Source organism: Nocardia sp. NPDC003183, from assembly GCF_053590715.1.
Genome location: NZ_JBSFTG010000003.1, coordinates 552,036 through 577,058 on the forward strand (window position 1 = coordinate 552,036; position 25,023 = coordinate 577,058).

The 25,023-nt window shown below is 68.7% G+C and carries 22 protein-coding genes; 14 read left to right on the forward strand and 8 right to left on the reverse strand.

Features of this window, described 5'->3' with window-relative positions; all coding sequences use genetic code 11:
- Window positions 1-44: 44 nt before the first annotated feature.
- From ACWDXS_RS14445 to ACWDXS_RS14460, 4 genes are all read left to right on the forward strand, one after another.
- On the forward strand, window positions 45-905 hold the full coding sequence (locus tag ACWDXS_RS14445) for a DMT family transporter (RefSeq protein ID WP_379317646.1): 861 nt from the start codon (window positions 45-47) through the stop codon (window positions 903-905).
- Window positions 906-956: 51 nt separating this feature from the next.
- A complete protein-coding gene (locus ACWDXS_RS14450; RefSeq protein WP_378627213.1) occupies window positions 957-2,393 on the forward strand; it encodes a GuaB1 family IMP dehydrogenase-related protein in 1,437 nt (478 codons plus the stop codon).
- Window positions 2,394-2,677: 284 nt separating this feature from the next.
- Window positions 2,678-4,033 (forward strand): hemolysin family protein, encoded by a 1,356-nt coding sequence (locus tag ACWDXS_RS14455; protein ID WP_379317440.1) that lies wholly within the window; start codon window positions 2,678-2,680, stop codon window positions 4,031-4,033.
- Window positions 4,026-5,090 (forward strand): hemolysin family protein, encoded by a 1,065-nt coding sequence (locus ACWDXS_RS14460; protein ID WP_378995204.1) that lies wholly within the window; start codon window positions 4,026-4,028, stop codon window positions 5,088-5,090. Before ACWDXS_RS14455 ends, ACWDXS_RS14460 begins: the two co-directional genes overlap by 8 nt.
- A gap of 78 nt (window positions 5,091-5,168) precedes the next feature.
- On the opposite strand, the gene ACWDXS_RS14465 is transcribed toward ACWDXS_RS14460, so the two are convergent.
- Genes ACWDXS_RS14465 through ACWDXS_RS14475 form a run of 3 tightly spaced genes read right to left on the reverse strand, consistent with a single transcriptional unit; the run spans window position 5,169 to window position 7,858 of the window.
- Window positions 5,169-5,837, reverse strand: coding sequence for a TetR/AcrR family transcriptional regulator (locus tag ACWDXS_RS14465; RefSeq protein ID WP_378995206.1), 669 nt, complete (start codon window positions 5,835-5,837; stop codon window positions 5,169-5,171).
- A 42-nt stretch (window positions 5,838-5,879) separates the two neighbouring features.
- A complete protein-coding gene (locus tag ACWDXS_RS14470) occupies window positions 5,880-6,989 on the reverse strand; it encodes a hypothetical protein (protein ID WP_449965748.1) in 1,110 nt (369 codons plus the stop codon).
- The gene (locus ACWDXS_RS14475; protein ID WP_449965751.1) at window positions 6,986-7,858 is read right to left on the reverse strand and encodes an SDR family oxidoreductase; all 873 of its coding nucleotides are present in this window, start codon (window positions 7,856-7,858) and stop codon (window positions 6,986-6,988) included. The genes ACWDXS_RS14470 and ACWDXS_RS14475 overlap by 4 nt, the downstream gene beginning before the upstream one ends.
- Window positions 7,859-7,944: 86 nt before the next feature.
- Between ACWDXS_RS14475 and ACWDXS_RS14480 the strand changes: the two genes are divergently transcribed.
- Entirely contained in the window at window positions 7,945-8,919 is a 975-nt protein-coding gene (locus ACWDXS_RS14480; RefSeq protein ID WP_449965754.1) for an alpha/beta hydrolase, read from the forward strand.
- Window positions 8,920-8,940: 21 nt separating this feature from the next.
- Here the strand turns inward: ACWDXS_RS14480 and ACWDXS_RS14485 are convergent, their stop codons facing one another.
- From ACWDXS_RS14485 to ACWDXS_RS14495, 3 genes are all read right to left on the reverse strand, one after another.
- A complete protein-coding gene (locus ACWDXS_RS14485; RefSeq protein WP_449965757.1) occupies window positions 8,941-10,578 on the reverse strand; it encodes an FAD-binding protein in 1,638 nt (545 codons plus the stop codon).
- Window positions 10,579-10,650: 72 nt separating this feature from the next.
- The gene (locus tag ACWDXS_RS14490; RefSeq protein ID WP_449965760.1) at window positions 10,651-11,715 is read right to left on the reverse strand and encodes an NAD(P)H-dependent amine dehydrogenase family protein; all 1,065 of its coding nucleotides are present in this window, start codon (window positions 11,713-11,715) and stop codon (window positions 10,651-10,653) included.
- A 25-nt stretch (window positions 11,716-11,740) separates the two neighbouring features.
- Window positions 11,741-12,529, reverse strand: a complete 789-nt coding sequence (locus tag ACWDXS_RS14495; RefSeq protein WP_379318348.1) for an SDR family oxidoreductase — start codon at window positions 12,527-12,529, stop codon at window positions 11,741-11,743.
- A 122-nt stretch (window positions 12,530-12,651) separates the two neighbouring features.
- Here ACWDXS_RS14495 and ACWDXS_RS14500 point away from each other — a divergent pair, with 122 nt between their 5' ends.
- Window positions 12,652-13,302 (forward strand): TetR family transcriptional regulator, encoded by a 651-nt coding sequence (locus ACWDXS_RS14500; protein WP_449965764.1) that lies wholly within the window; start codon window positions 12,652-12,654, stop codon window positions 13,300-13,302.
- Between the two features lie 153 nt (window positions 13,303-13,455).
- Here the strand turns inward: ACWDXS_RS14500 and ACWDXS_RS14505 are convergent, their stop codons facing one another.
- The gene (locus ACWDXS_RS14505) at window positions 13,456-14,649 is read right to left on the reverse strand and encodes a PucR family transcriptional regulator (protein WP_378995345.1); all 1,194 of its coding nucleotides are present in this window, start codon (window positions 14,647-14,649) and stop codon (window positions 13,456-13,458) included.
- 206 nt (window positions 14,650-14,855) lie between these two features.
- Between ACWDXS_RS14505 and ACWDXS_RS14510 the strand changes: the two genes are divergently transcribed.
- The 6 genes from ACWDXS_RS14510 to ACWDXS_RS14535 all read left to right on the forward strand — a co-directional run bounded on the left by ACWDXS_RS14510 (window position 14,856) and on the right by ACWDXS_RS14535 (window position 20,766).
- Window positions 14,856-15,773, forward strand: a complete 918-nt coding sequence (locus ACWDXS_RS14510; protein WP_449965767.1) for an SMP-30/gluconolactonase/LRE family protein — start codon at window positions 14,856-14,858, stop codon at window positions 15,771-15,773.
- A gap of 49 nt (window positions 15,774-15,822) precedes the next feature.
- On the forward strand, window positions 15,823-17,082 hold the full coding sequence (locus tag ACWDXS_RS14515; protein WP_449965770.1) for an acyl-CoA dehydrogenase family protein: 1,260 nt from the start codon (window positions 15,823-15,825) through the stop codon (window positions 17,080-17,082).
- 2 nt (window positions 17,083-17,084) lie between these two features.
- On the forward strand, window positions 17,085-17,876 hold the full coding sequence (locus tag ACWDXS_RS14520) for an SDR family NAD(P)-dependent oxidoreductase (RefSeq protein ID WP_449965773.1): 792 nt from the start codon (window positions 17,085-17,087) through the stop codon (window positions 17,874-17,876).
- Complete coding sequence (locus ACWDXS_RS14525; protein ID WP_449965776.1) at window positions 17,873-18,622, forward strand: SDR family oxidoreductase; 750 nt, start codon at window positions 17,873-17,875, stop codon at window positions 18,620-18,622. Before ACWDXS_RS14520 ends, ACWDXS_RS14525 begins: the two co-directional genes overlap by 4 nt.
- Complete coding sequence (locus tag ACWDXS_RS14530; RefSeq protein ID WP_449965779.1) at window positions 18,619-19,698, forward strand: phosphotransferase family protein; 1,080 nt, start codon at window positions 18,619-18,621, stop codon at window positions 19,696-19,698. Before ACWDXS_RS14525 ends, ACWDXS_RS14530 begins: the two co-directional genes overlap by 4 nt.
- Before the next feature lie 147 nt (window positions 19,699-19,845).
- Window positions 19,846-20,766 (forward strand): 3-methyladenine DNA glycosylase, encoded by a 921-nt coding sequence (locus tag ACWDXS_RS14535; protein ID WP_449965781.1) that lies wholly within the window; start codon window positions 19,846-19,848, stop codon window positions 20,764-20,766.
- Here ACWDXS_RS14535 and ACWDXS_RS14540 read toward each other — a convergent pair.
- Window positions 20,763-22,505, reverse strand: a complete 1,743-nt coding sequence (locus ACWDXS_RS14540) for a BCCT family transporter (RefSeq protein ID WP_378995238.1) — start codon at window positions 22,503-22,505, stop codon at window positions 20,763-20,765. The genes ACWDXS_RS14535 and ACWDXS_RS14540 overlap by 4 nt on opposite strands.
- 229 nt (window positions 22,506-22,734) lie before the next feature.
- Here ACWDXS_RS14540 and ACWDXS_RS14545 point away from each other — a divergent pair, with 229 nt between their 5' ends.
- Both ACWDXS_RS14545 and ACWDXS_RS14550 read left to right on the forward strand, forming a co-directional pair.
- Complete coding sequence (locus ACWDXS_RS14545; protein WP_449965785.1) at window positions 22,735-24,384, forward strand: LVIVD repeat-containing protein; 1,650 nt, start codon at window positions 22,735-22,737, stop codon at window positions 24,382-24,384.
- Window positions 24,381-25,007, forward strand: a complete 627-nt coding sequence (locus tag ACWDXS_RS14550; RefSeq protein ID WP_449965788.1) for a DUF305 domain-containing protein — start codon at window positions 24,381-24,383, stop codon at window positions 25,005-25,007. Before ACWDXS_RS14545 ends, ACWDXS_RS14550 begins: the two co-directional genes overlap by 4 nt.
- The last annotated feature ends 16 nt before the right edge of the window (window positions 25,008-25,023 follow it).

Genomic DNA, 25,023 nt, shown 5'->3' on the forward strand with positions numbered 1-25,023 from the left:
CGTAGATCAGCGCCGGCGAGCGCCGGAGCGCGCACACTGAGCCCGTGACGAACCACGAGATCGCCACCATCGTGTGCGCGCTGATCGCGGCCATGTTGATCGCGCTGGGCGCGGTAGCACAGCAGCGGGCGGCCGCGGCGGTGCCCGAAGGCACGCCCCTGCTCGGCGGACTGCTCCGCAGCCCACGCTGGTGGTCCGGAATCGTCGGCGACACCGGTGGTTACGCGATGCAGGTTCTCGCGCTGGCATTCGGCGCGGTGCTGGTGGTGCAACCGATTCTGGTGAGCGCCTTGGTCTTCGCGCTGCCGCTGTCCGCGCGGCTGAACGGGCAGCGGATCACCGCGCGTGCCGCCACGACCGCTTTGATCCTCGTCGCGGCGCTGGCGCTGTTCCTGATCGTGGGCGATCCGACAGCGGGCGAGGACACGGCACCCTTCCGGGAATGGTTGGTGCCCTTGGCGATTCTGCTCGGCGTCGTCGGGGGCGCGGCCGTCGCCGGGCTGACGATCAGCAGCCGGTCGGGACAGGCGCTCGCTCTCGGCCTCGCCGGCGGCGCGCTGTTCGGGATGGCGGCCGCACTCACCGATCGCGTGGTCACCCTGTTCGGTGACGGGATCGGCGCGGTGCTCGGCGGGTGGCAGACCTGGACGCTGGTGGCCGCGGGACTGCTCGGCGTGTACCTGCAGCAGCGCGCATTCCAGGCCGGACCGCTGTCGGCCTCACTCCCCGCGGCGACGATCGCCGAACCACTGGCCGCCGCGTTCCTCGGCCTCACCGCTCTCGACGAGCACCTGCGCACCAGTGGTCTCGGACTGGTCGTCGTCGGAGTCTGTGTCGTCGTGATGTGCGCGGCGACCGTGGCGCTGTGTCACACCAGAGCGGTCACCGCCGAGCCCACGCGCTGACACCTCGCGGGATTTGCCCGCCGCTGGGCTCACAGGGCTACTATCAATCAAGTGCGATTTCTTCCGGGACCCCAGCCGCCGTATGACCTGACCTACGACGACCTCTTCCTGGTCCCGAACCGGACCGATGTCGCGTCCCGGTTCGATGTGGACCTGGCCAGCGTCGACGGGACCGGTACCACCATCCCCCTCGTGGTCGCGAACATGACCGCGGTCGCGGGCAAGCGGATGGCCGAGACCGTCGCCCGCCGCGGTGGCATCGTGGTACTTCCCCAGGATCTGCCGATCCCCGCGGCCGCCGACACCATCGCGTTCGTCAAGAGCCGCTCGCTCACCGCCGACACCCCCGTCACTCTCGACCCCGATCGTTCGGTGTCCGACGCGGTGGCGCTGATGCACAAGCGCGCCCACGGCGCCGTCGTGGTCGTCGAGGACGGCAAGCCGGTCGGCGTCGTCACCGAGGCCGCCTGCGCCGATGTGGACCGGTTCGCGCGCCTGCGCGAGGTCGCGTTCACCGACTTCGTCCAGGTGGCCGTCGAGGCGTCCCCGCGCGACATCTTCGACCGCCTCGCCGAGGCCCACGCCCAGCTCGCGGTGCTCACCCACCCCGACGGCACCCTCGCGGGCGTGATGACCCGCACCGGCACCGTCCGCGCCGGCATCTACACCCCCGCGGTCGACGCGAACGGCAAGCTGCGCGTCGCCGCCGCCGTCGGCATCAACGGCGACGTGGCCGCCAAGGCGAAGGCACTGGCCGAGGCTGGCGCCGATGTGCTCGTCCTCGACACCGCGCACGGCCACCAGACCAAAATGCTCGAATCTTTGCGCACCGTCGCCGATCTCGGTCTCGGCCTGCCCCTGGTCGCGGGCAATGTGGTCTCCGCCGAGGGCACCCGCGATCTGGCCGAGGCCGGCGCGACCATCATCAAGGTCGGTGTCGGCCCCGGCGCCATGTGCACCACCCGCATGATGACCGGCGTCGGTCGCCCACAGTTCTCGGCCGTGGCCGAATGTGCCGCCGCGGCAAAGGAACTCGGCGTGCACGTGTGGGCCGACGGTGGCGTCCGACACCCCCGCGACGTGGCGCTGGCGCTGGCCGCGGGCGCGTCGAACGTGATGATCGGTTCCTGGTTCGCCGGTACCTACGAGTCCCCCGGCGACCTGCGCATCGACCGCGACGGCAACAAGTACAAGGAGAGCTTCGGCATGGCGTCCAAGCGTGCTGTCGCCGCTCGTACCGCCGCCGACAGCAGCTTCGACCGCGCTCGCAAGGCACTGTTCGAAGAGGGCATCTCCAGCTCGCGGATGCGTCTGGATCCCGAGCGTCCCGGCGTCGAGGATCTCATCGACCACATCTGTTCGGGTGTGCGCAGCTCGTGCACCTACGCCGGTGCTCGCTCGCTGCCGGAATTCCACGACAAGGCCGTGCTCGGCGTACAGTCCGCCGCCGGCTTCGCCGAAGGCCGGCCGCTACCCAGCGGCTGGTGAACCGCGCCCGCGGCGGCCGATCGAACCCTTCGATCGGCCGCCGTCGGCGTGCCGGGGCCGCGCCGCTGACGCATCATGGGTGGGCACGGATTACTATGGAGTTGCCGATCACGGCACATGCTCGACTCCCGCCTCGAAAGGATCCAGTTGTCACCCGCGTCCAAGGGCGCCACACAGGAGGGCTCCTCTACGGAGCCGGGTGACAAACCCGGCGTCCTCCTTTCCGCAGCGTCCGTTCGATCCCCCGGTTTCCCTACCGCGCCCCCACTCGGGTGGTGCTGAGGATGTCCATCGTTCTGACCGTGCTCAGCCTGCTCGGCTTTGTCGCACTCACTCTCGGAACGGCACTGTTCGTCGCCGCCGAGTTCTCCCTCACCGCACTGGAACGCAGCACCGTCGAAGCGGCCGCTCGGGAAGGTGACACCCAGTCACGCCTGGTGAAACAGGCCCATCACACCCTGTCGTTCCAGCTCTCCGGCGCTCAGCTCGGCATCACCATCACGACGCTGATCACCGGCTACATCGCCGAACCCGTTCTGGCCCGGCTGCTCGATCCGCTGCTGGACGGCATCGGGTTGAGCGAAAACGCCTCGCACGGCGTCGCCTTGGCGCTGGCCCTGATCATCGCGACCTCGCTGTCGATGATCTACGGCGAACTGGTGCCCAAGAACATCGCGATCGCCGAGCCGATGATGGTCGCCCGGCTCACCGCGGGTCCGATGATCGGCTTCTCCGCCCTGTTCAAGTGGCTCATCCGTTTTCTCAACGGCGCCGCCAACTGGGTGGTCCGCAGGCTCGGCATCGAACCCGCCGAGGAACTGCGCTCGGCCCGCTCGCCTCAGGAACTCGGTTCGCTGGTGCGCACCTCCGCCATGCGTGGCGCGATGGATCAGCGCACCGCGCAGGTGATGGACCGCTCGCTGGAATTCGGTGAGCGCAGCGCCGAGGACCTGATGACACCGCGCGTGAAGGTCGAATCGCTGGACCGCCACGACACCATCGCCGATCTCATCGCCGCCGCCGCGCGCACCGGCTACTCCCGGTTCCCGGTGGTCGACGGCGACCTCGACAACACGCTCGGCGTGGTGCACGTCAAGCAGGCGTTCACCCACCCGGGTGAGCTGCGCAAGCAGATCCAGCTCAGCGACCTCGCCGTCGCGGTGCCGATCGTGCCCGCCAGCCTGGACGGCGACGAAGTCCTCGAGCGCGTCCGCGCCGACGGCATGCAGGTGGCTCTGGTCGTCGACGAATACGGCGGCACCGCGGGCATGGTGACCATGGAGGACCTGATCGAGGAGATCCTCGGCGACGTGCGCGACGAGCACGACGAGGAGGAGCGCGATGTGCGCCGGGTCTCCGACGGCTGGGACTGCTCGGGTCTGATGCGCATCGACGAGGTGTCGCGCGCGACCGGCTACGACGCACCCGAGGGCGAATACGAAACCCTCGGCGGGCTGGTACTGGCCCAGCTCGGCCGCATTCCGGTGACCGGCGACGAAGCGGTGCTGCCCGAATCCCGCGGTTCCGGGGGCGGCTGGATCGCCCGGGTGGAACGGATGGACGGACGGCGCATCGACCGGGTGCGGTTGATCCCCGTCGACGCGGCCGCCCTCTCGGCACGGGAGAACGCTCATGGGTGACCTGTTCGGAATCTTGCTGACCGTCGTACTCCTGGCGGGCAACGCGTTCTTCGTCGCCGCCGAGTTCGCCCTCATCTCCGCCCGCCGTGATCGGCTGGAAGCCCTTGTCGCCCAAGGCAAGAAGAAGGCGCAGACGGTGATCGAGGCGGGTGAGAACCTGTCGATCATGCTCGCCGCGGCTCAGCTGGGCATCACCATCTGCTCGATCCTGCTCGGCCGCGTCGGCGAGCCCGCGATCGCGCACCTGATCGAGCGCCCGTTCGAACTGCTCGGCCTGCCCGATGAGTTGCTGCACCCGGTGGGCTTCGCGCTCGCGCTCACCGTGGTGGTGATCCTGCACATCCTGCTCGGCGAGATGGTGCCGAAGAACATCGCCCTGGCCGGTCCGGAACGCTCGGCACTGCTGCTGGTGCCGGTCCACCTGGTGTGGTTGCGGATCGCCCGACCGCTGATCGCGCTGTACAACCTGGCCGCGAACATGACGCTGCGGATGATGCGCATCGAGCCGAAGGACGAACTCGACGCGACCGTCTCGACGGTGGAACTGGCCGAGATGATCGGCGAATCCCGCTCCGAGGGGCTGCTCGACGAGGAGGAACACCGCAGGCTCACGCAGGCCCTCGGCACCTCCGACCAGGTCGTCGGCGATGTGATGGTGCCGCTGGCCCAAGCCAGATCGGTGCCGCTGATCGGCAACGGCACCACCCTCGGTGAGGTCGAGGCAGCGGTGTCCGAAACCGGTTTCTCGCGCTACCCGGTCGCCGCCTCCGACGGCTCCCTGGTGGGTTACCTGCACATCAAGGACGTCCTCGACGAGGTCGCCGACGACAACGCGGGCCCGGACACCGTCATCCCCCGCACCGATATCCGCCCGCTGCCCACGGTGAGCACCGGAACTCCGCTCTACGAGGCGCTGGCCCGGTTGCGCCGTACCAGCAGCCATCTGGGACGGGTGGTCGACAGCCGCGGCAACACCGTCGGCGTGGTCGCCCTGGAGGACCTGATCGAAGAGTTCGTGGGCACCGTGCGCGACGGAACCCACCGCCTCGCCGAATAACCCGGATCGCGAAAACGGCCCGACCAACCGGTCGGGCCGTTTTCGTGTGCCGAGGGGCCTGGCGGATCGCCGACCCGGCTACACCTGGTCGCCGGGTCGGCGATCCAGCGTCCCGAGGCCGTGGATCAGAATGCTCACGGCGACGTCGATCAGTTCGTCGAGCGGCAAGGGTGCGTCGGCCAGCGTCCAGTCCACCATCAGCTCGGTCATCCCGCCGGCGAACAGCATTGCCGCGATCGCCAAGCGATCGGTGGCGGGAACATGGAAGTAGGCGTCGGCGAAACCGGCGATCAGCTGGGCGAATTCGTGCATGACCGCGCGCCGGTGCACCTCGAGCTCCGCGCTGACTCCCACGACCTCGATGAAGATGACCCGGGCGCGGCGCGGGTCCGCGGCCACGGTCCGAACGAAGGCGTCGACACTGGCGTGTGCCTGGGGAGCCAGATCGGGTTCGGCACCCGCGAGCGCCGCCAAGGTCGCGGCGCGGACCTGGTCGATCTGACCGTCGTAGACCGCGCGCAGCAATGCCTCACGATGAGTGAAGGACTCGTAGAAGTACCGCTCGGTCAAACCCGCGCGGTCGCAGATCTTCTTCACCGAGGACGCCGGATAGCCGATGGTGCCGAACAGTTCCAGGCCGGCCGCGAGGAGAGCGTCTCGACGCTCAGCGCTTCGACTCTCCTTGTCCCGCCCACCGTAGCGGCGCGACGGAGCTCGGTTCCCGGACGGAGCGTCGGTCTCGGTCACTGTCCTCCCGCATCCGGCTACCTGATCTAGAAGGTCTCCATCCTAGTCATCGGCCCGCGGTGGGATCGCGATCGTCCCGTAGTCGAGTCCGCCGTGGGTGAAAGTCGGCACGACCGGCCACTGCCGCTTCCAGTTCGCGCATTCCGAGGAGGCGATGACTTGCAGCCAGCGCGGATCGCGCGGTGACCGGGAAGCCATGGTCTTCTCCTTGACCATGGAATCGTATTGATCCAGCGAGTCTTCGAGAGTGTTCGCGTTGAGGACGACTTCGCGGCCGTAGAACTGCGCCTGCTGCCGGACCCCGGGAATCCTGGACAGTTCCGGTTGCCAGCTGTCGGCGGCCATCCCGTTCTCCGAGGACACCCACACACCGTCGGGCGTGTTCACGCACAGCGAGTGGTTCCCGTCGGTGTGCCCGGGTGTCCACAGCAGGCTCACCCCGACACCCAACTCGACGTCACCGTCGAGGATTTGCAGCCGCTCGGCGGGGACGCCGTCCATACCGCCGTCGACGTACCATGCCCACTGCATCGGGTGCACCGATTCCAGCGTGCCGAGTTCGGTGCGCTGCACGAGCATCCGCGCGTTCGGGAACAGCGGGTCACGCGGGCCGGACTCTCCGTCGATCGGCACGTCGCTGCCCATGATCATGCGGATGTCCTGCACGTGCAGATGGTCGAAGCTGACGTAGTCGACATCCTCGTTGCGCAGGCCCAGCCGGGGCAGCACCGCCTCGGGATCGTTGTAGTACTTGACGAACAGCGACTCCGCGCGCAGCGTGCGCGAGAGCTTCTGCAGTTTCGCGTAGAACGGGGCCTTGCCCGATCCGGCCGCGACGGTGGGCTCCCAGACCAGCGTTCGGAGCGTGCCGTCGAATCCCTCGAACTGGACCACGAACATCCGGTTGATGATCGAGATCATCGGGTTGGGGCCGATCGAATAGCCCTGGAACGCGAATCGCTGCGGATACGGGGCGGCGGCGATGTCGAAGCTCTTGACCGCACGCACCTGCCCCTGCCGGAGGAACCGCTCGCGGTAGCGGCGCGCGCCTTCGCGCACCGCCTCGAGCCGGTCGCCGCGCGGCCACACGTCGTGGACACCGGCGAACTCCGGTATCGGCCGGATGTGGCCGAGAGCGTCGGTTGTGGTCATGTCCGGTTTCCTGTCGTCGGCGTGGGTGGAGGTTCGGTGGGGCCACAGACCTTGTGTTCATAGTCGACCCGACTCGATGAATCATGAACGGCGGCAACCTGATCCGGGACCATGCCGAGCAGGACACGGTCGCGCAGGGCGGCCGGGAGCACGTTCACCGCGCGCAGCAGCGCTCCGATGTAGCGGGGCACTGTCACTTCGAATCGCGGGTGTTCGATCGTCCGGAGGACGGCGCGGGCAACGTCGGCGGGCTGGAGCAGTGCCACCGCGCCGGTGGCGGTGCCGGTCGCCAATTCGGTGTCCACGACGGTCGGCATGATCACCGAGAGTTCGACCCCGCTGCCGCGCAGTTCCGCGCGGACCCCGCTCAGGTAGCCGAAGACGGCGTGCTTGGTCGCGGCGTAGGAGGACTCACCGGGCGGGGCGAGCTTCGACGCGGCGGAGGCCACAGTGACGATGTGCCCGGCGCCTCGCGCACGCATGGCCGGTGCGGCGAGGGTCACCCCGTTGATGACGCCGTGCACGTTCACGTCGAACTGTCGTCGCCGCGCCGCCTCGGGTTCCCGATCGAACGGGCCGACCCACATCACCCCGGCGTTGTTGACGAGCACATCGAGCGGTCCCCACACCTGCTCGACGGCGGCGAGGAACGCCGCGAACGAAACCCGGTCGGCGACATCGACACCGAAGCCCCGCACCTGCGCACCCAGTTCCGTCGCGGTGGCGCGGGCCGCCGATTCGTCGATGTCGCCGATCGCGACGCGCTCGCCCGCGCGGGCGAGCTGCGCGGCGATCTCCCTCCCGATCCCACGCGCACCGCCGGTCACCGCGATGACCTGCCCTTTCATTGCCTGTCCCAATTTTGACATGAAGTCATGTCAACAAAGTACAGGACAATCGGGCATTTTGACATGAGTTCTTGTCAGTTGGCCTGTTTCCCGAGATGATGCACGGCATGGATCGAAATCTCAGCGCGACACCGTCGCGCGCCAGCCGAATCGTGGCGGCGGTCATGCTGCTGACAGTGCGCCGACTGGGCTCGCGGCTTCCCGCCACTCGCGCGGGCGTCCGCATCGGACGCGCGGCAATGCACGGGTTGCGCCTGGTCATGCCGTCCTGGACGGTGGCGCGTTTTCCCGTCCACGAACACGCGGACACCGAATTCGCGGTCCGCGGCGAATGGGTGAACGCAGTACCCGAGCCACACGAGCCGGTCGTCTACTACCTGCACGGCAGTGCGTACTTCTCCTGTTCGCCGGGCACCCACCGCGGCCTGGTCGGGCGGGTGGGTCGCGCGAGCGGACGCCCCGTGTTCGCCGCACGGTACCGGCTCGCGCCCGAGGACCCGTTTCCCGCGGCACACGAGGACGCGCTGCGTGGGTACCTCTGGTTACTCGCCCGCGGGCATCGACCCGCCGACGTCGTCGTCGCCGGAGACTCTGCGGGCGGGCACCTGGCACTGGCCCTCGCCGGTGAGCTGGCCCGGCGCGGACTTCCACAACCGTCCGGGCTGGTGTTGTTCTCGCCGGTGGCCGACCCCACCTTCGGGCTGGCCGCGACGAAGGAACCGGGCGTACGCGACCCGTACGCCTCGGCCACCACCGGCAACCGGCTGGTCGGCATGTACGTGGCGGGGTCAGACCTCGCCGATCCTCGCCTGGACGTCGCGGCGGGGATCGTCCCCGGCTTTGCGCCGATGCTCATCCAGGTCGGCGGGCTCGAGGTCTTGCAGGCCGACGCCGAACACCTCGCGGCGACCGCCCGCCGCGTCGGAGTGCGCTGTGACCTGCAGATCTGGCCCGGCCAAGTCCACGTCTTCCAGGCCGGCTATCTGGCCGTCCCCGAAGCAGTCGCCGCCTTGGCCGAGGTCAGCGCGTTCGTCACCGGGATCGAGCGAGCGAGCGGCCCGCCGGATCGGATGCCCGCCTGATCAGCCGGCGTCGGCGGGTGCTCATCGAGGGAGCAGCGGCCGGGCGCTGTGGGTGCCCGCCCGCCGCCCCGAGAAGATGCAGTCGGCCAGCGAGAGGCCACTGATGTAGGAGTTCGAACAGACCCCGACCGCGGCGCGCCCCGCGGCGAACAGTCCCGGCACTACTCCCCCGCTCTCGAGGCGCACAGCGCCGGTGTCCTCGTCCACCAGCAGGCCGCCGAGGGTGAGCATCGGCATCGGATAGGTGAGCCGCGCCTTGAACGAGATATCCAGCAGGGCGAACGGTCCGGTGCGCAGCGGGCGGCGGATGTCGTCGGGCTTGCCCAGCGGATCGGGGCGGTCGTCCTCGATGGCACGGTTGTGCGCGTCGAGGGTCGCACGCAGGGCGGACCGGTCGATACCGGCGCGTGCGGCCACCTCCTCGACGGTGTTCCCCGAGACGCGCCCGATCCGCAGCAAACGCTCGGTCTGCATTCGCTGGAACCACACCGACTGGGTACCGATCTGACCGCGAGCCTCGGCCTCCAGCTCCGCGTCGACGAGCAGCCACGCGCGATGACCCGAACTGGCGGCGATGGCCGCGCCCAGGGCCGCGCCGTAGCGAGACTCGTCGATCATGCGCTCGCCCAGGGCATTCACCGCGATCGCTCCGAAGAAGGCGCTGGGCGGCGCGATGAACCGCCAGGTCGACAGCGCGTCCATCTTGCCGCTCGCCGCACCGATGTCGAGCGCCATGGTGATGCCGCTGCCGTCGTCGCCGGCGCTCCCCAGCGGCAGTCCCTGCGACCACGGATACGCGGGGGCGTGCCGTGCGACCATCTCCCCGTTCGCGATGAACCCACCCGTGGTGAGCACGACGCCGGATCTCGCCTGGATCCGGACCGGCACACCGTATCTGCGCTCGATCCGGGCCAGCAGCTTTTCCACCGCCCGGCGCAAACCCTGGTGATACACACCGGGTTTCGCCGAGATCCGGGCGAGCGCGGCGAATCGGCGCCGTACCGCCGCGGGCGCGTCGGCGATCGTGAGCGCCTCGATGCCCGTCACGCGCCCGTCCTCGACAACGAGCCGAGTCGCCCTGGTTCCGGTACGGACGCGAACGCCGTGCTCGGCCGCCGACGCCGCCAGCGGCCCGAACAGCGCCTTGCCCGAGACGCCGGGACCGTGCGTACGGTGACCGCGTTGACGCGGTTTCGCGAGATCGCGGTAACCGCCGGAGTTCTCGCTGCCCGAGTAGTACAGGTAGTAGTCATCGGTCGGATAGGACGTCTTGTACGGGCACACCGAGGGCTGGAAGGGCACGCCGTGCCCGGTCAGCCAGTCGATCATCGCCGGGGACTCTTCGCAGAATCGGCGCAGCGTCGCGGCGCTCACGGCGTCACCGACCTCGGCCTGCAGGTACGCGAGCATGGTGTCGACGTCGTCGTCGATGCCCGCGTCGCGTTGCACCCAGGTGCCGCCGCCCGCGTACACGATGCCACCGGACAGCGCCGTAGCGCCGCCACCCAGATACCGGTCGACGGCCAGCACTTCGGCGCCGGATTCCCGCGCGGCCAGCGCTGCGGCCGCACCCGCTCCGCCGTATCCGACGATTACGACATCGGCTGCGTCATCCCAGGCCCGCACTTGTCCACCCTTCCGAGCACGGGCCGACCGCATCGTCGCCCGATCAGCCGAACTATAACGTGTTCTAGATTTTCGGCACCATTCGAGTCGCGGGACAGCGGGCCGTCAGGACATCAGTCCACGGCCGGTGGTGAGGGGTAGATCGGTGGCGGTGAGCAGACCGGGGCGGGCCTCGACCACCGCCGAGACGGCACTGACCAGGCGGGCAGCAGTGCCGACCACACCGGCGAGAGCGTGGTCACCGTCGCTGGTGAGCTGCAGGTCCAGGCGGTAGTCGGGTTCGCCCTGGATTTCGACGCGGTAGCCACCCTTTCCGGTCGGCTGTGGCCAATCGGGAGCCAGGTCGGGGTGCAGACGGGTGACGTGCTCGAGAGTCAGCACCTCGCGGTCGGCGCGGATGCCGTGGACTTGGAAGCGCAGCGCGGCGGCCGTACCCGCGGCGATGGTGTGGTCGCCGACGGTGAGATCACCGGTGGCCGGCAACCGTTCGAAATGTTGTGTGACCGAATCGAGTTCGATGTCGAGCGCGGCGGCGAGCTGCCGGATGACGCTGCCCCAGGCAAGGGTGAGGACGCCGGGTTGCAGCAGCATGGGCAGGGCATCGAGGTCACTGCCGAATCCCATGATGTCGAAGACGACCTTGGGATTGTCATAGGTGGAGTAGTCCATGATCTCCGAGCAGATGATGCGGTCGATCCGCTCGGAGCCACTGGAGAGCAGCAGGGGCAGCCAGTCGTTGGCCCAGCCCGGGTCGATGCCGTTGACCCACAGGGACGCACCGCCCTCCTCGGCGGCCGCGACGATCGGGGCGATCGCCTCGTCGGGCAGGGTGCCGTACGGGTATTGCAGGAAGACAGGGCTGCTGGAGACCACATTGATGCCGGCGCGCAGGAACCGTTTCAGGTCCTCGACCGATTCCATCAGCCGGTCGTCGGCCATCGCGGTGTGCACGATGCAGTCGGGTTTCAGGGCCAGCAGGGCGTCGGCATCGGTGGTGGCGGTGATGCCGGTGTCGACGGACAGCCCGGCGAGCTCGCCCGCGTCCTTCCCGGCTTTGGCCGAGCTCGACACCCACACGCCGACGAGCTCCAGTTCGGGCCGGGCGATGATGGAACGCAGTGCTCGCGCACCGACGTTTCCGGTGCTCCATTGGATTACACGGTAGGTCATGTCAGATCCTTTGCGCGGGAGTGGATCACAGGTCGGGCAGGCCGAGTTCGAAATTGGGGCTTTCGATGCCGCCGTCGACCTCGAGAATCTTGCCGGTGACATAGCCGCCCGCGCGTGAACTGAGGTAGACGATGGCCGCCGCGATTTCCCAGGGCTCGCCGAGCCGACCCAGCGGGGTCGCGGCTTCCATCGTGGCCTTGATCTCGGGTTGACTCGCAACGACATCCAACGCGGAGGTGAGTACCGACCCCACCGCGATGGCATTGACGCGGATGCGTGGAGACAGATCGGTGGCGGCCAGCCTGGTCCAGTGCGCGAGAGCGGCTTTGGCGGTGCCGTAGGCGAGGAAGCCACGGCCCGCGGTGCGGCCCATCATCGAGGAGATGCTGACCACCGAGGCGTTGTCCGACTCCAGCAGGTGCGGCACCGCGGCCTGGGTGAGCGCGTGCGCGGTGGACACATTGAAGCGGAAAGCCTCCTCCAGGAACTCCGGGGAGGTGGTCATGAAGGTATTGGGCATGGTGCCGCCGACATTGTTGACCACGATGTCGATACGGCCCAGTTCGGCGGCGGCGGTGTCGGCGAAGGCCTTCACCGCGGCCAGGTCGGCGAGATCCGCCGTCACGGTCACAGCACGGCGGCCCAGGGCACGGATCTTCCCGGCGACCTCGTCGAGCTGTTCGGTGGTGCGGGCGGCGATGGCGACGTCGGCACCGGCTTCGGCGAGCGCGAGCGCGGTGGCCGCGCCTATACCGCGGCCCGCTCCGGTGACGATGGCAACGCGACCGTCGAGCCGGAAGGCATCCAGGATCATGGTGCAAGCTCCTCTCTGAGATGGCCGCATGTGGCTGCGGTCACACTGCATCTTTAAGAGATTTCGCTTAACTGTCAATGAGTACTTCTCAATCCTGTTGATGAACGGCTACTGTTCGATCTGTGGCAGCAACAGCAGCGCGGGAACGCCTCATCGTCGCGGCGGAGCGTCTGATCGCCGAGCACGGACGGTCGGTACCGCTGCGCGATATCGCCGCTGCCGCGGGTCAGCGAAACAATTCAGTGATCCAGTATCACTTCGGGTCCCGCGACGGGCTCATCGCGGCGGTGGTCGAGTTCCGGCTGGCGACATTGGAAGTGCGGCGGCTGGAATTGCTCGCCGAACAAGCGGGCTCGGGTCGGCCACCAGGCTTGCACGGATTGCTCGAAGCCTTGGTGGTGCCGATGTTCGAGCTCGGCGAGCGGCACGGAATTCGCCACTACGCGCGTTTTCTCGAACAGATCCAACCCCATCCGTCGATCTCGGATGCGACCAATCTCGACAGCGCGGGGCGCACGTCGGTGCGCGTCATCATGCAGGGCCTCGACCGCGAGCTCAGCGCCTTGCCACCACGATTGCGGGTTCGGCGGCTACGGGCGCTGACCACCATGCTTTTCGCGCTCCTGGCCGATCACGAACGTGCGGCCGAAGCAGGGGATGCACGGGCCACGGATACACAGGCGTGGGCAGAGATCATCGACATGCTCGCCGGATCACTCGCCGCCCCCGTCAGCACCGGTGGTGTGCTGACGCACGACGCCCGGGTGAGCTGACGTCACCCGCTCGACTCGCCGGACAGATACCGGCGGGCGTTCCACACCGGCACCTGACAGCGTCGGCCCAGCAGTTGTGCTGTTCACCGGTGGCTACCGCTGCCGTCAGGTGGCTACCGCGGCACCGCGGCGCGATCCCGAACGCATCGCCGGTCAGCGCGACGGCGGAGGCGAGTCCGGATCGCGGTGCAGGAGCCACCAGGCGACGATGAGGTCGTCGGTCCGGCCCAGATCGAGGCCGGTGAGGTCGGCGAAGCGCGTGAGCCGATTGCGGACGGTATTGCGGTGCAGGTACAGCCTGGCCGCCGTGTCGTCGACGCGTTGATCGCAGTCGAGGTAGGTCTCGACCGTGCCGAGTATCTCCTCGGCCCCAGCATGGCGTCGCAGCGGCGCGAGATGCTTGTCCGCGAGCAGTCGCGCGGTGCCCTCGGCCTCCCCGAGCAGCGGCAGCGGGCCCAGCGATCCGAGATCGACCAGGCCGCTCCTGCCGTGCCGCACCGCGAGGTCGAACGCGCGCCGCGCTTGCCGGTACGACGCCGTGGCGTCACCGAGCAATACCGCGGAGCCGACCGCGACCACGCTGCCCTCCGGCAACGCGTCCGGAGTCCGCGGCAGCAGGGCGACCAGATGCTGATCCACGACCGTGTCGACGACCGGGAGCTTCGCCGTCGAACCCCGCGCTCGCAACGCGGCGAGCAGGTCCGTCGCCGCGGCGGTACCGTTCCACGCGGCGCAGGCGATCCGGTACCGATGCTCGGGATCGAGCCGGTGATCGCGCGCCTCGGCGCGCAGCACCGCGGGCGCTACCGTGCCGTCGACAAGGCTGCGCAGAAAGTCGGCGCGCCGCGCGGCCCCGGCCACTGCCCGCTCCCGCAGCACCCGGTGCACGGCGGTGGCGGACGCGGTCGCCCATTCCCAGGTGAGGTCCTGCATCTCGTCGATCTCGGCGGCAGGCACCCCGTGCGTGGCGGCGCGGCGACGGATCAGCTCGAAGATCCGGCGCGCGCCGATCTGCAGGCTGTGCGCCACCAGATCCAGGGGGATCTGCTGGTCTGCCCAGGTTCTCGCCAGGGTGGTGAGCTCGTCGAACCCCGCGTGCGCGGCTCCTTCGTCGCCCAGTTGCGCCACGACGATGCGCAACACGGCACGGGTGTTGGTCTCGATCGAGGCCGCGTCGACCTGGTCGTAGACCGGGATGTTGTCGCGGTACAGCCGCGTCAGGTCCGCGGCCATCTCGTTGAGTGCCGGATCGACCTCCGCGATCATCGCGGCGATGCGCGCCGCGATCTTGCGCCGGTGCGGTCCCAGCGCCAGCGCGGGCACCGGCTCGCTGGTGTGCATATGCACAGTCAACTCGGTTTCCTCGCCTATTTCAACGCCGCTGACTGGACCCAAGAATGGCATGTGCACAGAGAGCGCGGCAGCGGGCGGCGCTCGATCGGTGGGAGGCACGCATGGTCGTCGGTGTTCGGTCCGCACCTGGGATGGCGCCCGTTCGGTGGTCACCGCCGACGGTGACTCCCCGCGCCGGGCAGCGCCGAAGTACGCCACCGATGCCCCCGGTCCGGCGGATCGAGCTCCCCGGCGCCGGCCCCGAGGATGTGGTTCTCGGCGCCGACGGCCTCGTCTACACCGGCATCGCCGACGGCCGGATCCTGCGGGTCGACATCGCCACCGAGAGTGTGGAGGTGGTCGCGAACACCGGTGGCCGCCCGCTGGGGCTCTGCGCGGTCGGCGATGGGTCCCTGCTCATCTGCGACGCGCACCGCGGCCTGCTGCGCTGGACCGGTACCGAGATCGAGGTCCTGGTGGGTGCCGTCGACGACGGCCCGCTGAACATGGCCAGCAATGTCGTCGGGGATCCGCGCGACGGCACCGTCTATTTCACCGCGTCGTCGCGCCGTTGGCCGCTGGATCTGTGGATGGGCGACCTGCTCGAGCATTCCGGTACCGGCCGCCTGTTCCGGCATTCCCACGACGGGACGACCGCGACCCTGCTGGACAACCTCCAGTACGCCAACGGCATCGCCTTCGCACCCGATCGGGCATCGCTGATCGTCGCCGAGACGGCGGCCTACCGGCTCAACCGCTACTGGGTGCGCGGCCCGAAAGCCGGTACTCGCGAGGTGCTGATCGAGAACCTGCCCGGCTTCCCCGACAACATCGCCCTCGGCTCCGACGGACTGATCTGGGTCACGCTGGCCGCACCGCGCAATCCCCTGCTCGATCGCCTGCTGCCCGCACCGGCGGTCGCGCGAAAACTGTTGTGGCGGGTACCCGATCGGCTCAGGCCACGCCCCGCCCGTACTGCCTGGGTGATCGCGGTCGATCACGCCGGGACCATCGTCTACGACCTGCAGCGCGACGGCGCGGACTACGCGATGGTCACCGGCGTGGCCGAGGCGAACGGCACGCTCGTGCTGGGCAGCCTGGACGAATCCGCCCTCGGTCTCACCCACCGACCCTCCTGAATTCCAGCGGGATCCCCCGCCGCCGTTCCCCTTCACCGAAAGCAGAGACATGGACTTCGCTCCCAGTACCCGCGCCACCGACCTGGTCGGCCGAGTACGCGGCTTCATCGCCGAGGAGATCGCCCCGATCGAGGCGGACTATCACCGCAGCGTGGCCGCGCTGCGCGAGACCGGCGCCGACCCGTGGGATCCCCTGCCCGTGCTCGGCGAGCTGCGCGCCAAGGCCCGCGCGGCGGGTCTGTGGAATCTGTTCCTGCCCGCCGCCCATGCCGGCCGGTACGCCGCGCGCTTCGGGACCGACGGCGGCACCGGCCTCACCAATGTCGACTACGCGCCGATCGCCGAGGAGACCGGGCGCTCGTTCCTGGCGCCGCACGTCTTCAACTGCAACGCACCGGATTCCGGGAACATGGAGGTGCTGCTCCACTACGGCGACGCCGCGCAGCGCGAGCGGTGGCTCGAACCGCTGCTCGACGGCAGCATTCGGTCTGCCTTCGGGATGACCGAACCCGGCGTCGCCTCCTCGGACGCCACCACGATGGCGGCCACCGCCGTCCTCGACGGCGACGACGTCGTCGTGAACGGCCGCAAATGGTGGACCACCGGTATCGGCCATCGTGACTGCGCGGTCGTCCTCTTCATGGGCCTGACCTATCCCGAGGCCGAGAAACACCGTCGGCACACGATGGTGCTCGTACCGGTCGGCACTCCGGGCGTGAAGATCGAACGGATGCTGCCCGCGATGGGCCGCTACGACGAGCCGTTCGGGCACGGTGAGGTGTCGTTCACCGACGTGCGTGTGCCCGCCGCGAACATCGTCCTCGGTCCCGGCCGAGCGTTCGAGATCGCCCAGGGCCGTTTGGGTCCCGGCCGCGTCCATCACTGCATGCGGCTGATCGGCCTGGCCGAGGCCGCGCTCGCCGCGGCCTGCGAACGCGCGACGACGCGGACCGCGTTCGGCAAGCCACTGGCCCGGCTCGGCGGCAACCGGGAACGCATCGCCCGGGCACGGATCGCGATCGATGCCGCGCGCCTGCTCGTCCTGCACGCGGCATGGAAGCTCGATACCGTCGGTGCGTTCGGCGCGCTCAGCGAGATCAGCCAGATCAAGGCGCACGTGCCGTCGATGGCGCAGGACGTCATCGACTTCGCCATGCAGATCCACGGTGGTGCGGGACTTTCCGACGATGTGCCGCTGTCGGCGGCCTGGACGACCGCCCGGGCGATCCGCCTGGCCGACGGTCCCGACGAGGTGCATCTGGACATGGTCGGACGGCTCGAGCTCGCCGAGTACGGGCAGGGGCGGTAACCATGTCCAGAGTGCTCATCACCGGTGGCGCATCCGGTCTCGGAGCCGCGCTGGCGCGGCGCTTCGCCGCCCGCGGTGACCGCGTCGTGGTCACCGATCTCGCCGACGACGCCGTGGTCCCGCCGGGTGCCTCGTATCTGCGCGCGGACATCACGTCCGAGCAGGACTGGGACCGGGCCCGCGACACCGTGCAGGCCACCATGGGCGGCCTCGACATCCTGGTCAACAACGCGGGTATCGCCGCGGGCGGGCGCATCGACCGGGTGCCCGCCGAGGAATGGGCCCGGGTCATGACCGTCAACGTCCTCGGCGTGGCGACCGGGTGCCGGACCTTCACCCCGATGTTCGAAGCGCAGGGCGGCGGTCACCTGGTCAATATCGCCTCGATGGCGGGACTCGTCCACCCACCGGCCATGGCGCCCTACACCGCCGCCAAAGCGGCCGTCGTCGCACTCAGCGAGAGCCTGCGCTACGAACTCGCGCCGCACGGCATCGACGTCTCGGTGGTGTGCCCGTCGTTCTTCCGCACCGATCTGGCGTCTTCGCTCGGCAACGCCGATCCCCTGATGACCGAAGTCGCCCGTCGCCTGATCGACGGCGCCGAGGCCGACGCCGACGACATCGCCGAAGCCGCGCTGGCCGGTATCGACGCGCGCCGCTTCCTCGTCCTCACCGACCGACCCGGGCGCGTGGCCTTCTGGACGAAACGACTGCTGCGCCCGCTCTACGACCGGCAACTGACCGCCATGGGCCGTCGCATCGCGACCGCCGACGACAAGGAGACCTCCCGATGAGCACCGGCACCATCGTCATCACCGGCGCCAGCTCCGGCCTCGGCGCCGAGATGGCCCGCCAATTCGCCGAGCGCGGTTACGATCTCGGGCTCTGCGCCCGCCGGGTCGACCGCCTCGACACGCTGCGCGACGAACTCCTCGCCACCCACCCCGGCATCGTCGTGCGCACCGCCGCGCTCGACGTCACCGACGATGCCGCCGTGCAGACCGTGTTCGAGAAGTTCCGGGCCGAATTCGGCGGCCTCGACCGGGTCGTGGTCAACGCGGGCCTCGGCCACGGGGCCGCATTGGGCACCGGTGGGCACGCGGCCAACCGGCGCACCGCCCTCACCAATTTCGTCGGCGCGCTCTCGCAGAGCGAACACGCCCTGGCGGTGTTCCGCGCGCAGGGCCGTGGCCACCTGGTCCTCGTCTCCTCGTTCTCCGCACTGCGCGGCATGCGCCGGTCGATGACCACCTATGCCGCGAGCAAGGCGGGGGTCGCCGCGCTCGCCGAAGGCTTGCGCTCGGAACGCATTCCCGGCGTTGATATCTCCCTGATCTGCCCCGGCTACATCCGGTCGGAGATGACCGACGGCAAGGAAGGTCGCACCACCTTCCTGGTCGACACCGAACCCGGCGTCGCCGCGATGGTCCGCGCGATCCAAGCACGCAAACCCGTCGCCTACGTCCCGGCCTGGCCATGGGTTCCGCTGTCGGTCGTGGTGAAGCTGCTCCCCGTGTCCCTGCTGCGGCGGCTGACGTGACCGAGTCCTCCTCCCCCGCCGATGCCCGTGCCGTCCGCACCGAGGACGCCTTCGATGTCGCCGCCCTGACGAATTGGCTACGCGCCGAAACAGGCGAATCACTGACCGGCATCGCACAGGTGCGCCAATTCTGTGGCGGCGCTTCCAATCTCACCTACCTCGTGCAGTACCCCGAGCGCGATCTGATCCTGCGCAGGCCGCCCGGCGGACACCGCGCCGAGGGCGCACACGACATGGCTCGCGAGTACCGCGTGCAAACCGCCCTCGGCCCGGTGTTCGACTACGCGCCGCCGACAGTGGCGTTGTGCGAGGACGACACTGTGCTCGGCTCGCCGTTCTACCTCATGGAACGTCTCGACGGTCTCATCCCCAGGAAGGAACTCCCGCCCGACCCCTCCTGGACGGCATCGCGGGTGCGCTCGCTGTGCACCAATGTGCTCGACGTCCTGGTCGACCTGCACACCATCGACCCCACCGCCGCAGGGCTGAACTGGATGTCCAAGGGCCCCGGATACATCACCCGGCAGGTGTCGGGCTGGTCCGACCGCTATCGCCGCGCCCGCACCCGCACTGTCGGCTCGTTCGAATCCGTGATGGCGTGGCTGGCCGCCAACCAACCGCCCGATCGCGCATCGGTGCTGATCCACAACGACTTCCGCTTCGACAACATCGTGCTCGATCCCGCCGATCCCACCCGTCCGATCGGGTTGCTCGACTGGGAGATGGCCACCATCGGCGACCCGCTGATGGATCTCGGCGGCGCCCTGGCCTATTGGGTCCAGGCCGACGACAACCTCGCCTTCAAGTTCTTCCGGCGCCAGCCCACCCACGTTCGGGGCATGCTGACCCGCGACGAAGTGGTCGAATACTATTGTCGCCGTACCGGCATCGGTCTCACCGACCGCGAGTGGGCCTTCTACGAAGTCTTCGGCCTGTTCCGTCTGGCGGTGATCTGCCAGCAGATCTACTACCGCTACTATCACCGCCAGACCACCAATCCGGCCTTCCGCTCCTTCGGCCTGGCCGTCCTGCTCCTGGAACGGCGCTGCCGCGCCGTCATCCGGCGCGACAAATAGGCGCGTCGGGACCACAGATCTCGTCGGATGCGGAAGTCCCCGGATCGTTCGAGCAACCCAGGAGATGCGTAGTCCGGCCGGGGTCGCGCCCCGAGACCTGATTCAGGGCGAATTCGCCGGGGAAAGCCGGTGCGGGAGAATATCCAGGTGAGCACGAACGGCGACCTCGACCACGCTCTCGACTTGCGGGTATTACCGGCGGTCGAGTGGCGGGCCGCCGCGCGCGCACATCGTGACCGGCTCGATCGGTTGGTCGGGCCGTATCTGGAGCGGCGGGCGGCGGGGACCACCCATCCGGTCATCGATTTCCTTTTCACCTACTACGGCCATAAGCCTTCACAGCTGCGTCGGTGGCATCCGGGGTTCGGGATCGGGCTGCGTGCGGCGGGCGACTACAAGGGTGCGCGGGGGTATGCCGAGCATCCGGATGAGCACGGAGTGTTCGCGGCCGATCCGGCCTACCTGGCCAAGCGGCGCGACACGATCGGGTTCGTGTCCGGCCTGCTCACCGCTACCGCGCGCCGTCCGGCGCAGTTGTCGTGTTTCGGGCTGCACGAATGGGCGATGGTCTATCGCACCGACGACGTGCGGCATCAGCAGGTTCCACTGCGTCTGGGACACGCGGGGACGGACGCGGTGGTGGAGTCGATGTCGTTGCGGTGCACGCACTTCGACGCGTTCCGGTTCTTCACGCCGGAGGCGGTGGGGCGCAATGCCGAACCGCTCACCCGCGCGGACCAGGTGCAGCGGGAGCAGCCGGGGTGTTTGCACGCGAATATGGATCTCTACAAGTGGGGATTCAAGCTCGCGCCGCTGATCTCCTCGGACCTGCTGCTCGATTGCTTCGAACTCGCTTGCACCGCACGGGAACTCGACATGCGGGCCAGCCCCTACGATCTGTCGGGCTTCGGCTACGAGCCGGTGCGCATCGAAACACCGGCCGGACGCGCGGAGTACGTCCGATCCCAGGCGGCGATCGCCGAATCCGCTGACGCACTGCGGGACCGCCTGCGGCTGGCCTGCGCCGACTTGTCGTCGGCGCAGGCCAGGATCGACACTGCGGACTAGCCGCGTTCGGTACCGGCGACGGGGGGATCGTCGGCGACGTCGACCTTGTCCGGCGAGGCCTCGGTGACGAGGGCGAAGTCGCCCTCGTGCAGTTCGGTGCCCTGGTCGACGGCGACCTCGACCAGTTCGATGCCGCGATCCATGCGCAGGATCAGCGGGTCGTCGCGCAGGTCCTTGTACAGCGACACACACATCGCCACCATCACCACCAGGAACGGCAGCGACACCACGGTGGTCAACGCCTGGAGGCCGGTCAGAGCGCCGCCGAGGTTGTCGGAATCGGCGATCACCAGCATGATCGCGGCGACCGCGCCGGTGGCCGCGCCCCAGAAGATGACGACCCACTTCGACGGTTCGATGCTGCCGCGTTCGGACAGTGTGCCCATCACGATGGAGGCCGCGTCGGCACCGGAGACGAAGAAGATCGCGACGAGGATCATCACCACCACCGTGGTCACCGAGGTGATCGGATACTGGTCCAGCAGGTGGAACAGCGCGAAGTTCGAATCGACCGAGCCGTCCGGTTCGGTGAGGTCGCCGTGTTCGGCCTGTTCGGCGATGCCCGCGCCACCGAAGATCGCGAACCACAGCAGACTCACCACGCTCGGCACCAGCAGCACGCCGGTCACGAACTGGCGGATGGTGCGGCCGCGGCTGATCCGCGCGATGAACATGCCGACGAACGGCGTCCACGAGATCCACCAGGCCCAGTAGAAGATGGTCCAGCTCGACAGCCATGTCTGCATCGCGTCGTCGCCGGCGCCGGTGCGTGAGGCCATGGTCGGCAGGCTCTCGATGTAGTCGCCGATCGAGGTGGGCAGGATATTGAGCACGAACAGCGTGGGGCCCGCGATGAACACGAACGCCGCGATGGCAAGGGCCAGCACCATATTGATGTTGGACAGCCACTGGATGCCGCGTTCGACACCCGAGACCGCCGACAGCACGAAGGCCACGGACAGGCCCGCGATGATCGCCACCAGACCGATCTTTCCGATGCCGTCGATCCAGCCGTTGAACTCCATGCCCGCGCCGATCTGCAACGCGCCGAGACCGAGTGACGCCGCCGAGCCGAACAGGGTCGCGAAGATCGCCATCATGTCGATCGCCCGGCCGCCGATCCCGTCGGCGTGCCGGCCCAGCAGCGGCCGGAACACCGAGGAGATCAACTGCGAGCGGCCTTTTCGGAACGTGCCGTAGGCGATGGCCAGGCCCGCGACGGCGTAGATCGCCCACGGGTGCAGTGTCCAGTGGAACAGCGTGGTGGCCATGGCGACTTCCGCGGCGGCCGGTGATCCGGGCTCGGCGGTATGCGGCGGGGGGTTCACGAAGTGCGACAACGGTTCCGCCACACCCCAGAACATCAGACCGATGCCCATGCCCGCGCTGAACATCATCGCGATCCACGACACGGTGCGGAATTCGGGTTTCTCGTCGTCGGCGCCCAGCGGGATCCGGCCGTAGCGGCTGACCGCCAGCCAGATCACGAACACCACGAACGCGGTGGCGGTGAGCACGAACAACCAGCCGGTATTGGTGATGACCCATTTCTGCGCGGTACTCGCCGCGGAGGCGAGGCTCTCGTCGTCGAGGACACCCCAGGCGACGAAGGCGAGTGCGCCGATCGCGGTGGCGCAGAAGATGAGCAGATCCAGCCTGGGCTTGCCCGGCGACCCATCGGCTACCGATCCGCCCGGCGGCGGTGCGGTGCCGGAACTTCCTACGACATCGTTCGACATGGGTCCGAGTCCTCTCCGATCGCGGAAACTCCCCGCCTTTTCAGACGCGCTGGTCGTGCAGAGCAACCGTACAGCGTATGGGCGGCGACCCGAGGTAAGCGCGAGCCCGCCCCACACCCTGTTCCCCGAAACACCCTTCGGCAACCATTCGATCGCCTTACTATTCGTGATGCGGCACAACTGTCTGAGCCAGTTGTGTTGTCCGCATCTTTGATTCGGGAGGGCAACGATGCCATCACGTCCGCACACCGACACACGACCCGAAGCCGGGTCCGCGAACCCGCCGGGCGATTCCGGCACGGCACCGCCGAACAGCCGACGACATTCGCTGCTGCGTGCTGTGGCGGCGGCCGCGATCACCGCACTCGTGGCCGTCGGCCTGCCGTCCGGTGCGTCGGCCGATTTCGGCGCCGACCTGACGGGCGCGGTGCAGGAATTCCTCGATGTGGGCCGAACGGCGGTGCCGCGGGCCGACTGTGGGCCCGGATCACTGCCGGAGACCGGATTGCAGGGCGACGTCCCCGCCGGTGACCGGGACAGCGGGCGCAGCACCCAGGGCTATCGCTGCAACATGTCGATGGTCGGGGGCTACGCCGGGCGCGGAGCGGGCATCACCTCCACCAGTTTCGAGCACTGCGCCTACATGGGCACGTTCTTCCCCGGCAACATGCTCAGCGAGCACCCCGGCGTCCAGGTCCTCGATGTCTCCGATCCGGCGAATCCGCGGCTGACCGCGACGCTGGCCGAACCCGCCATGCTGGCAGGCACCTGGGAGACGTTGAAGGTCAACACGGCTCGCAAACTGCTCGTCGGAACGGGTGTGCCGGTCGGCATCGGAGCCGGATACCTGTCGGTGTACGACATCTCCGATTGCGCGCATCCCCGGCTGCTCAATCCCGGAACCGGCTCGAATCTGCTGATGCCGCTGCCGATCACGACACACGAGGGCGGCTTCTCGCCCGATGGACGTACGTATTGGGCGTCGGGCCTGGTCCCCGGTTTTCTCAGTGCGATCGACCTCACCGACCCAGCGAATCCCAGGGTGATCTGGCAGGGGCTGACGGGGATAGAGGCACACGGGCTCGGGGTGAGTCCCGACGGAAACCGGCTCTATATCTCCGCCCTGGGCGGATTCACCGTGCTCGACGTGAGCGCGGTGCAACGCCGCGACCCGAATCCACATGTCCCCCACCTCGGCCGCACATTCTGGACCGACGGCTGGGCCACTCAGCACAGCGTGCCCGTGACCTATGACGGTGTGCCCCATCTGTTCACGGTCGACGAGGGCGGCTCCGGTGGCGTGAAACTCATCGACGTGTCCGACGACAGCGCGCCCAGGATCACCGCGAAGATCAAACTCGAGATCAACCTGCCCGACAATATCGACGCGGGCATCGGTTCCTCGATGGGCGGTTCGGCGTTCTCCTACGAATCGCACTACTGCACCGCCGACCGTCCCGACAACCCGACCGCCCTGGCCTGCGGCTGGATCTCCTCCGGTATCCGGGTGTTCGACGTCCGCGATCCCGGCGACATCCGCGAGATCGCCTACTTCAACCCGCCTGCCCGCACCGGACGCAATCTCGAGATCTGGAACTCGCCCCACGCCCTGGCCTCGATCATCGGCATCCCGGTGATGAGCGCCCCGGCGGCACTGCGGTCGATGGCCGAGGGGTTGTTCGATCCCGCGCAGGTGCTGACCGCCCGGGCAGGCGATATCGCGTTCGGCGACCTGTCCACGGACTGGTGCCTGTCCCCGCCGGAGTGGCGTGGCGATCAGCTGTATGTCACCTGTTCCGACAACGGGTTCATGGTGTTGCAGCTCGACAACGAGGTGTACACACCGCCCGCGAACCAGCAGTCCACGGTCGGGTCGTGACCGTGAACCGGGTGATCCGCCTGGCGTTCGCCGGGGCCGCCGTCCTCTTCCTGCTGGCACTCGGGGCGGCCCTGCGACCGCTCTTCGTCACCGAGACGGCCACGCCCGCACCGGTTCTCACCACGACGGAACTGGGCTTCGTCCAGGACATGACCGCACACCACCAGCAGGCGCTGATCCTCACCGAGCGCCTCGACCCGGCCGCGGATCCCACCGTGCGCAGGCTGGCCGACCAGATCGCCGACACTCAGCGGGTGGAGATCGGCACCTTGCTCGGCTGGACCCAGCTGGCCGGCGCCGCACCCACGGCCGATGTCCCGATGACCTGGATGGCGGGAACCCACCACCACTCGAGCGCCGCGCCGACCACGATGCCCGGTATGGCCACCATCGCCGATCTCGACACCCTCGCGGGGGCCCGTGCGGCCGACGCCGAAACCCTGTTCCTGCAACTGATGTACCGCCATCACGCGGGCGGCGTCACGATGGCCCGCGCCGCCGACACCCTGCTCACCTCGGGTCCGGTGAAGCAGGCCGCCCGCGCGATGGCCCAATCCCAAAGTCAGGAAATGGGGTACCTCGGCATGCTCCTCGACCTGCGAGGTGCCCGGCCTACTTCCTGATGAGGCCCCCGTGCGA